The organism is Yersinia nurmii (genome assembly GCF_001112925.1).
GTDB classification, from domain to species: domain Bacteria; phylum Pseudomonadota; class Gammaproteobacteria; order Enterobacterales; family Enterobacteriaceae; genus Yersinia; species Yersinia nurmii.
This window is the reverse complement of record NZ_CPYD01000024.1, coordinates 1-8009: the sequence shown is the minus strand read 5'-3', so window position 1 is coordinate 8009 and position 8009 is coordinate 1. Positions and strand designations below refer to the sequence as shown.

Below are 8009 nucleotides of genomic sequence, written 5' to 3'. Positions count from 1 at the left end.
TCGGCGCAGTTCGACCAGGCGTTGTGCTTGATCAGGCGCAAATTAATATCGTCAATGATGCAGTGGGTTCGGACATTTCCAACGCACTATTTACTCAGGGGTGGTTCTTCTACATTCCTGTGCAAACTGGCGCGTCGCGAACAGAGCGAAGCCTTGATGGCGCAATCTTCTACTATGTTGATGGTCAGCTGATTCAAAGCATCAACATGACATCCACCAACATTTTGTAAGGAATGACCGATGCCTCTAGATATCACCAGTGCCAATTCAAAACTACGCATTGTAGTTCCGTCATTTTATCCCGGTGGGTTTGATGTTGACGACTATTCCGCTGAAGACATGTTTGATACCGCCGCGCTGCAAAACTCAGAAGACATGATGTCGGCGGATGGTAAATACCATGCGGGTTATATTTTTAACCCCACGGAGTTCACTATTAACCTAATGCCAACATCGAATGCTGGAACGCTTATTGGCGATTGGTATTCAGCTGAGCGAGCAGCGGTGGCGAAGTTTGCCTGTAACGCCGTGCTAGTCATTCCGTCACTGAATATCAAATATAACTTTGTTAATGGTGTGCTCTACACGTGGACTCCGATCCCTTCTGGTAAGCGGGTATTGCAGCCTCGTCCCGCAGTCTTCCACTTTGAGTCATGCACACCGAGCGCCGCATAATGTCCAGAAAACAAATCACATATATCGTTGAAGATGAGGGGCGGGATAAGGGGAAGGAATTCCTTATCACGGAAATGTCAGCCTGGGATGCTGAAGAGCTCTCAGAGGAGATTTATCGAGCCATGGGGCACGGTGAATTTAATTCCTTGCCTGCTGATGTGGTATCCATGGGGATATCGGGGTTGGCAACCGTGGGGATGTCTGTGTTAGCCGCAGCTCCGGCCTCGGTATCGCGCCCAATATCAGATCGCCTGTTATCCACAGTTCTTATCGTTATTACCCATAACGGGAAGGAAAATAGCCGGCCTATCAAGTCGATAGACTTCGAGGAAGTTTCCACCATTCGAGCGCTGAAGGATAAGGTTTTTGAACTGAACTTCGGTTTTTTATCACTCGCCGCCAAGTAAAGTTCCCTCATCTTGATACGCCGAACCCACCGCGAAAACTCACCGCAACAGTAAATATACCCAAAAACATATACGCAATCCTATGTTCCGGAAAGGCTACGTATGCACAGTTGCAGCACGACCTGTCTGTAAGGGATATGTTTAATCTATTGGAGGTTATCGCGGTGGAGTCACATAACAGCGTTGCCTGGCGGCAGCACCTAGAGAAGAAAACTCGATGATTATTGAAGAGCTAGCCTACAAAGTTACGGTAAGAGCCGAGGAATTTCTCTCTGGCAAGAAGAAGGTCGAAGAGGGCGCTAAAGACCTTGGCGAGAATGTCACTGATGCAATGGGTGACGTAGAAAAAAGCACCAAGTCTGTAAGCGCTGGCGTTAAGAAAGTTGGTGATCAGGTAAGGAAAACTGCTGATGACACTAAGCGACCATTTGGTTTCATTAGCGCAGGATTCTTCGGAGCGGCCAAGGGTGCCAAGGAATTTGGTGAGGAAGGTAGAGAGGCTTTCAGGGGTGTGCAGTCTGGAGCTGCTAAGTTCCTTGGACTGGCCCTATCCATTGAAGGTACTCGCCGTTTGTTTACATCATCCACCAATAGCCTGGTAGACCTTGGCAATGCATCGAGTTTTCTGGATCTTGACCCGAAAGTGCTTGATGGCTGGAAGAAAGGGGCGGAGTCAGTAGGCAGCTCCGCTGAAGCAATAACCAGTGCCTTGATGAAACTGAAGAATGCCAAAAACTGGTCAGTGTCTGGGATGGGTGCCTCTGACGATTTTACTCAAGCTATTCTGCAATTGGGCAATCATACCAGCGTGGATATCATTGGAGCCAAAGACCCAGGAGAGATGTTTAAAAAGGTTGAGGAGGCGTTGCGTAAACTTCCCAAAGAACAAGCGTCGACCTATATTCAGCGACTTGGATATGACACGTCCTTGCTACCATCAATCCTTGATGGCTCTCTCGATAAAAACCAAGGTGGCTATCAGTCGTCATCAAACGTTACAACCCAGATGCTGAATCAAGCTAAAGAAGTCAAAGAAGTCATGGTTGAGATGGAACAGGCGACGAGTAACATTGGGAACTCCCTTGTCCGCGCGTTTGGCCCAGACATCATCGAAATGATGAATACATTCAATCAGTGGGTAAACATCAATGGTGGGAATGTCATAGATTTCTTCAAAGATGCCACTGGGTGGGTGAGGCAATTCACCGATGCTTTATCTGGCAACAAAAATGCTATCCATAACTGGGCTCAGGTATCTGACAATTTCAATCTATTGACTGGGTTTGATAAGCCGGTTATCGATGTCGGCGGTTGGATGGAAAAGAAGCTCAAGGGAAACTCTGCATGGGAGTGGGTAAAGGATTTTACAAGCAAAGATATTTTAAGCTCTGGAGATGGAGATAAACACGCTACCTCAATACCTAAAGACAAGCTTCTTGATGCGGTGATGATGGTCGAAAGCTCTGGAGATCCGAATGCAGTATCCTCTGCAGGAGCTACCGGTGCTTATCAATTAATGCCAGGAACTGCAAGAGAGTTAGGGTTAAGAGTTGATGAATTTATTGATGAACGAAAGGACCCAGTAAAGTCGAGGGAAGCCTCAAGAAAATACCTTAACCAGTTAATAAACAGGTATAGCGGAAATGTTGAACTCGCTCTAATGGCCTACAACGGCGGGATGGGAAGAGTTGATAATCATTTGCAAGGTAAAGGTAAGCCACTTGCAAAGGAGACAATGGAATATCCAAATAAAGTTCTTGGGCAGCTTGGTTATTATAAGCAGCTAGAGCAGTATGCATCTATGTCTGGGATGCCCAACCAATCACAAAGCGTAGATAATAGCCAATCTCAAGCCACACACATTAACAATGTAAATGTTACCACTAACCCACAGTCAGTAGATGCCATACAGAAATCAATTGAGGATCAGCTCCGTCGCAGTAGTATGACGGGAGCATTTATCTCGGGGAATGGTTAATCATTTTTCAAGTGAATAACCTTTATCCACCATTTGAATGAAGACAGGTTTTAGCCAAGAGTAAGTTGAGTTTGGAAAATCTTTGTAGGCACGACCAAGCACAGCATCTTGCAAAACATCCTTTGGATAGCCCTGCTCAGATGCTGCTGCCGCCGCTTGGCAGATACTAGAGAACAAATTCACTGCATCCATCCTTTTGTCTGGAGGTGAGATATATTCTGGTGCAGGGACCACATAAGACCCTGTTGAGCCATTTTGTACTTTATCATTTTTTTTATATATTTCTTTGTTTTGCAGCTTAATTTCTTTTGCGTAATCAGCTTCTAGCCCTTTGAAGCTATCAGATGCAAAGATAGTGCATTGTTTTGTCTTTTCCTTACTCACAATCATCTCGGAAGCCACCGCGTAACTAGAGGAAACAAGCAAAATCATCATTATTTTTATTAACATTTTAACCTCACTGTATTAACCCACTATTAAGTTGGTTTTCGATGATTCTACCCACTATCTGATGCAATAACACGCAACATCGCCCGCTCAGGTGGGCTTTTACCTTTCTGGCGCGCCTGTGCGGTAGATTGTAGTAGTTAGCAGAAAGAGCGTCTGGCTCAATAACTGTGCAACCATCCAGTTGTTTCAAGCAAGATCGCGTAAGTTCGAGCTAAATTCGTGAACTGCGTAGAAATTAAATCACTCGACTAACCAATGGTTTATCTATTTGATAAACAACTGCGGTTGTATGTTGACGAGTTCGTCAAGTAGACTTCTTGTTAGATCATAACTGCGAAATGCGGTTTTGTTAGGAGAAGAAGCCATGAAAACATGCAATCAAGTAGTTAAATCACAGCAGACAAGAGTTGTTGCTGAGATGAACCTATGGCGTGATGGCAAAATCACCAAAGTCCATGCGCCAAGGATTAGCGAGGAAGAATCCAAGAAGCTCTCTCGCAATATGCTCGAAGCAATTAGAGCTTCCAATAATGAGTTCAAACTCATCGCGGAGTGATTTAGTGGATAAAAGGGAATTTAAAGGGCTGATTTATTTTAGCACTTCATATCGGATCCTTGAACAAAACAACCCAGCAGCCCTTTACTTCCACGAAGCATTTAAATCTTTCTGGAGGAATGGCTTCCATCCCTCAATAGGGAAATATATTCCATTCTCCCGCCCAACGGAAATCCTTTCACTAAGTCTATGCCATGCTCATGTTGATGCAGGCGCATACAGCAGCCGTAGTAAGACATCAACTAAAGAATGCTGGGATAGCTGGGCTACTGGAATTGGTTGGATTAGACCTACGAGTGATAGTTTTATAAGTTATGCGGTCAATAGCAATAGAGATGTTTATGTCATCTCTTATCTTGATGATAAAGCACATGACTTGAGTGAACGCGCTGAGTTTACAGATCACGCCATAAGCGAGGCCTATAAATTTTATGCAGAAACTAAAACTACGCCACTTCCTTTAGATCAGCATCATACGTTGTTCGATGACTGCTGGTTAAAAGACAAAAAGTAAAACTAAACCCGCCCCGGCGGGTTTTTGCTTTCTAATATCAACGACCCAGCCATTGCGCTGGGTTTTTTATTGGCGGTAATCCATGGGCATTATAGACATCAACACCAGCGACATATTTAACGCTATTGGTGGCGGATCGCCATTGTCAATTATAGACAGCGTGCTTCACCCGTCCTATTCAATAAGAAATCACGGTAAGGCTTCTATTGCCCTTGAGTTTAGCGGAATGGCATCTATTCAGCCCAGCGCCGGTGCCAGTGTGGTTACTGCGCCCATCGAGAATGGGGGCTATCAGTCTATCAATAAAGTTTCCAGACCCGGCAAGGTGATATGCGATGTGGTTATCTCTGGGCTTACTGGTCTAACCGGCTCACTGCCCAATATATTTGATCTGACTTTTACCAGTCAGTCTGATGCATTGACGACCATTAAAGAGATGATTGACTCTGCCAAGCTTTACGACATCGATACCCCGAAAGACGTGTATGAAAGCTACGACCTAATCGATTACAGCTACACGGTTAACAGTAAGCGAGGGGTGTCTCTGCTGGTAGTTAGCCTTACCTTTGAAGAGATAAGGCAGCAAATGGCCGTCAGGCTATCCAGCTCTCAGGCCAAAGACAAGCCTACCAATGATAGCAAACAGAATAGTAATACCGGCGTTGGTGGTGATGCGAACAATGGGCAAACCAAGCCTTCAACCATCGATGGATTACAGAAATCGTGGACGAACCTGAAGGCGGCGGTAGGTGAGGCCGTTGACGATGTGACTGGGGCGATATCTTCCGGGTTTACTTCAGCCCTGGATACGGTAAAGGGTCCTCTCATCGAAACGGCAACTTCCGCGGCGGATAAAACAACTGATCTGGTGAAGTCGATTAAAAAGGGTGTTACATGAATGTAATTACGCTTGAAAATAAAAAGTCTCAGTCGGTATTTGTCACCCTAGACGGACAGAGCTGTTTAATAAGACTCATCCAGCGCGATAGCTTTATGTATATGGATTTGACGGTTGGGGGTAACCCCATTATGCAGGGTGTCCCATGTTTATACGCCAATAAAATAGTCCGCTATAAATATCTCGGTTTTCGCGGTGACCTTTTCTTTTTGGATAACGAGGGGAAGAACGATCCAGTTTGGAATGGGCTAACCGATCGCTACCCTCTTTATTACATAACGGAGGCTGAGCTTGAACTCGTATAGCAAGAAACTACTCCGGTATGAATTCACGACAACCAATGGCGCTTTTGATGAGGAAGGGAATAACACCCTGTCAGTGGGAAACCTAAAGTCATCGTTTAGGGTGGGGGCGTACGGTAGTTACGGTGGTGTTCAGTCTGAAATTACTCTGTTTGGCTTGAGCGCTGATCGGCTGGCTTTGCTATCAGGTAAAGGTATTGGTGTTTGGACTCCGACGCAGGATACCAGCGTGAATGTGTATGTTGGCGAAGACAAAATATTCTCCGGCGGAATTTATGCCAGCTACGCCAATATGAATGGGCAGCCTGAAACGGCTCTGGTAATGAACGCCATTGCTGGATTAAACCTAAAAACGGCTTCATCCAGTGCATTTTCCCAGCCCGGAGCTGTTCCTGTATCCACCATGCTCAGTGCTATATGCAACATATTCGGATTTCGGCTTGAGGCTACTGGACTTGATGGGATTATTGCACAAAACCCTCATTTCGCCGGAAGTCCCATGGATCAGATAAGAGATATTTGCCTAGCTCACAACCTCTGGTATCAGGTTTTCGATAACGTTCTTACTGTGTGGCCAGCCAAATCTGCTGTTGACGACATTGTGCCGCTGGTTTCTACAGAAAGCGGATTGATTGGTTACCCGGTATTTTCTCAAAGTGGGATCACGTTTCAAAATCGATTTTCAACGCTACTTTCACAGGGGCGCGTCATCGAACTCGAAACATCTCTGCCTAATGCCAGCGGTCGATATCTGCTGAATATAGTCGAGCATTACCTTAGCTCATGGACGGACGGAGGAAGCTGGCACACCGTTTGTCAGGCGACACGTGTCATTCAGGAGAAGCAAAATGGCTGATCAGGTTCCATATTCCCAAGCATCAAATCAGTCGAACGATGCAGATGCATTTGCCTCTTCTTTCGGGAAGATGCTCACATCAAGCTACTTTATCAATATTGTTACGATTACCGCGGTGCGCGGACAGGCTCCCAACCTTGTTGTCGATGCCATCCCCCTGGTTGCTGATGTTCGCAGTAGCGATGGGGGAATTATCAGTGGTTCGCAGATTTACAACATACCAGTGTGGCGGCTTCAGCGCGGCGGTAGCGCAATCATCATGGATCCGGTTGTTGGAGATATCGGTCTTATTGCGGTGTGCGATAACGATATCTCCATTGTCAGGGCAAACAGAAAAGAATCTGTTCCTGGCAGCGGGCGGAAACACTCCAGATCGGATGCAATTTATCTTGGCGGCCTTCTCAACAGCCAGCCAACGCAGTTCATCGAGTTTGCGGATGGTGCGATAAATATCACTTCACCTAACCCGGTCAATATCACTTGCACAAAAGCCACCATCATAGCGCCGGATGGCGTCGAGATGGAGACCTCTCTGCTCCACGTCACGGGTGAGATAAAGGCTGATGGGAATATCACGGACAATGCTCGATCACAAAGTGCATCACTAAAAACGCTACGTGATAAATACGACGGTCATAAGCACCCAGTTACTGGCGTGCAAACTGGATCTTCAACGGTAACTTCCAATGTAACGGATAGCCCAGCATGACATATAGAACCTTGACGCTTGATCCCAACACATGGGATTTGACGCTGGACGGGCAGGGGAATATGGCTATAGCCGACATATCCTATGCAGTCGCTCAGGATGTAGCATCCGCTTGCTTAGTGTTTTCTGGTGAATGCTATTACGACAACACACTGGGTATCCCATGGAAAGATGATGTTCTCGGCTCCCGCCCACCCGCCGGATTTATTGCCAAGAAAATGGAGGGTGAAGCGAAGAAGCTATCAGTCGTGAGCCAGGCGCTGGCCACCGTGTTTTTTGATAAGAACACGCGTCAGACTCGCGGTGCCATTCGGGTTACAGACAGAGACGGAAACCAATCACAGGTAACTTTATGACCACTTTGAAAACGGCGGTTCCTGGCGTCACCATCACAGAGACCGGCTTGCTCGTCCCAGACATTGCAGATGTGCTATCTGGCCGCCTGACGGATATGGATTCAGCATTGGGCGGCGGTGGCAGCAAGTCACTCTCATCCCCTCAGGGGCAGATAGCCCAATCTGACACTGAGATCATCGCAGAAAACTATGATGGTCTGTTATGTCTGTTCAATCAGATTAACCCAGATTACGCGACTGGTAGATTTCAGGATGGTATTGGCAGCATTTACTTCATGGAGCGGATCGCTGCGCAGGGAACAATTGTT

At 46.4% G+C, this 8009-nt stretch carries 11 protein-coding genes and 2 pseudogenes; 12 read left to right on the top strand and 1 reads right to left on the bottom strand.

Annotation, left to right across the window (positions count from 1 at the left end; translation table 11 throughout):
- The 4 genes and pseudogenes from AD970_RS19885 to AD970_RS19990 form a co-directional block, all read left to right on the top strand.
- Positions 1 to 230 (top strand): annotated as a pseudogene (locus tag AD970_RS19885) (DUF3383 domain-containing protein); the annotation flags it as partial.
- 10 nt (positions 231 to 240) lie between these two features.
- Positions 241 to 675, top strand: a complete 435-nt coding sequence (locus AD970_RS18210) for a phage tail fiber protein (RefSeq protein ID WP_049602298.1) — start codon at positions 241 to 243, stop codon at positions 673 to 675.
- Positions 675 to 1082 (top strand): hypothetical protein, encoded by a 408-nt coding sequence (locus AD970_RS18205; protein ID WP_049602400.1) that lies wholly within the window; start codon positions 675 to 677, stop codon positions 1080 to 1082. Before AD970_RS18210 ends, AD970_RS18205 begins: the two co-directional genes overlap by 1 nt.
- A 217-nt stretch (positions 1083 to 1299) precedes the next feature.
- Positions 1300 to 3060, top strand: coding sequence for a lytic transglycosylase domain-containing protein (locus AD970_RS19990; RefSeq protein WP_053215290.1), 1761 nt, complete (start codon positions 1300 to 1302; stop codon positions 3058 to 3060).
- Here AD970_RS19990 and AD970_RS18195 read toward each other — a convergent pair whose 3' ends face one another.
- The gene (locus AD970_RS18195; protein WP_049602398.1) at positions 3061 to 3510 is read right to left on the bottom strand and encodes a hypothetical protein; all 450 of its coding nucleotides are present in this window, start codon (positions 3508 to 3510) and stop codon (positions 3061 to 3063) included. It abuts the gene before it with no gap.
- A 364-nt stretch (positions 3511 to 3874) separates the two neighbouring features.
- Between AD970_RS18195 and AD970_RS19875 the strand changes: the two genes are divergently transcribed.
- The 8 genes and pseudogenes from AD970_RS19875 to AD970_RS18155 form a co-directional block, all read left to right on the top strand.
- Positions 3875 to 4066, top strand: a complete 192-nt coding sequence (locus tag AD970_RS19875; protein ID WP_049602396.1) for a hypothetical protein — start codon at positions 3875 to 3877, stop codon at positions 4064 to 4066.
- Positions 4067 to 4070: 4 nt separating this feature from the next.
- Positions 4071 to 4580: a type II toxin-antitoxin system YafO family toxin gene (locus AD970_RS18185; RefSeq protein ID WP_049602395.1), complete on the top strand. Its 510-nt coding sequence runs from the start codon at positions 4071 to 4073 to the stop codon at positions 4578 to 4580.
- 82 nt (positions 4581 to 4662) lie between these two features.
- Positions 4663 to 5478, top strand: a complete 816-nt coding sequence (locus AD970_RS18180; protein ID WP_049602392.1) for a phage baseplate protein — start codon at positions 4663 to 4665, stop codon at positions 5476 to 5478.
- Entirely contained in the window at positions 5475 to 5783 is a 309-nt protein-coding gene (locus AD970_RS18175) for a phage baseplate plug family protein (protein ID WP_049602388.1), read from the top strand. The genes AD970_RS18180 and AD970_RS18175 overlap by 4 nt, the downstream gene beginning before the upstream one ends.
- Positions 5770 to 6636 carry a hypothetical protein gene (locus AD970_RS18170; RefSeq protein WP_049602387.1) on the top strand — a complete coding sequence of 289 codons (867 nt, stop codon included), beginning with the start codon at positions 5770 to 5772 and terminating at the stop codon, positions 6634 to 6636. The genes AD970_RS18175 and AD970_RS18170 overlap by 14 nt, the downstream gene beginning before the upstream one ends.
- Positions 6629 to 7345: a phage baseplate assembly protein gene (locus AD970_RS18165; RefSeq protein WP_049602386.1), complete on the top strand. Its 717-nt coding sequence runs from the start codon at positions 6629 to 6631 to the stop codon at positions 7343 to 7345. Before AD970_RS18170 ends, AD970_RS18165 begins: the two co-directional genes overlap by 8 nt.
- Positions 7342 to 7701 (top strand): hypothetical protein, encoded by a 360-nt coding sequence (locus AD970_RS18160; protein WP_049602385.1) that lies wholly within the window; start codon positions 7342 to 7344, stop codon positions 7699 to 7701. Before AD970_RS18165 ends, AD970_RS18160 begins: the two co-directional genes overlap by 4 nt.
- Positions 7698 to 8009 (top strand): annotated as a pseudogene (locus AD970_RS18155) (baseplate J/gp47 family protein); the annotation flags it as partial. The gene AD970_RS18160 and the pseudogene AD970_RS18155, both read left to right, overlap by 4 nt.

Coding starts and splice junctions, on each gene's coding strand:
- AD970_RS18210 (WP_049602298.1), top strand. CDS start 241: ATGCCTCTAGATATCACCAGTGCCAATTCAAAACTACGCATTGTAGTT.
- AD970_RS18205 (WP_049602400.1), top strand. CDS start 675: ATGTCCAGAAAACAAATCACATATATCGTTGAAGATGAGGGGCGGGAT.
- AD970_RS19990 (WP_053215290.1), top strand. CDS start 1,300: ATGATTATTGAAGAGCTAGCCTACAAAGTTACGGTAAGAGCCGAGGAA.
- AD970_RS18195 (WP_049602398.1), bottom strand. CDS start 3,510: ATGTTAATAAAAATAATGATGATTTTGCTTGTTTCCTCTAGTTACGCG.
- AD970_RS19875 (WP_049602396.1), top strand. CDS start 3,875: ATGAAAACATGCAATCAAGTAGTTAAATCACAGCAGACAAGAGTTGTT.
- AD970_RS18180 (WP_049602392.1), top strand. CDS start 4,663: ATGGGCATTATAGACATCAACACCAGCGACATATTTAACGCTATTGGT.
- AD970_RS18175 (WP_049602388.1), top strand. CDS start 5,475: ATGAATGTAATTACGCTTGAAAATAAAAAGTCTCAGTCGGTATTTGTC.
- AD970_RS18165 (WP_049602386.1), top strand. CDS start 6,629: ATGGCTGATCAGGTTCCATATTCCCAAGCATCAAATCAGTCGAACGAT.
- AD970_RS18160 (WP_049602385.1), top strand. CDS start 7,342: ATGACATATAGAACCTTGACGCTTGATCCCAACACATGGGATTTGACG.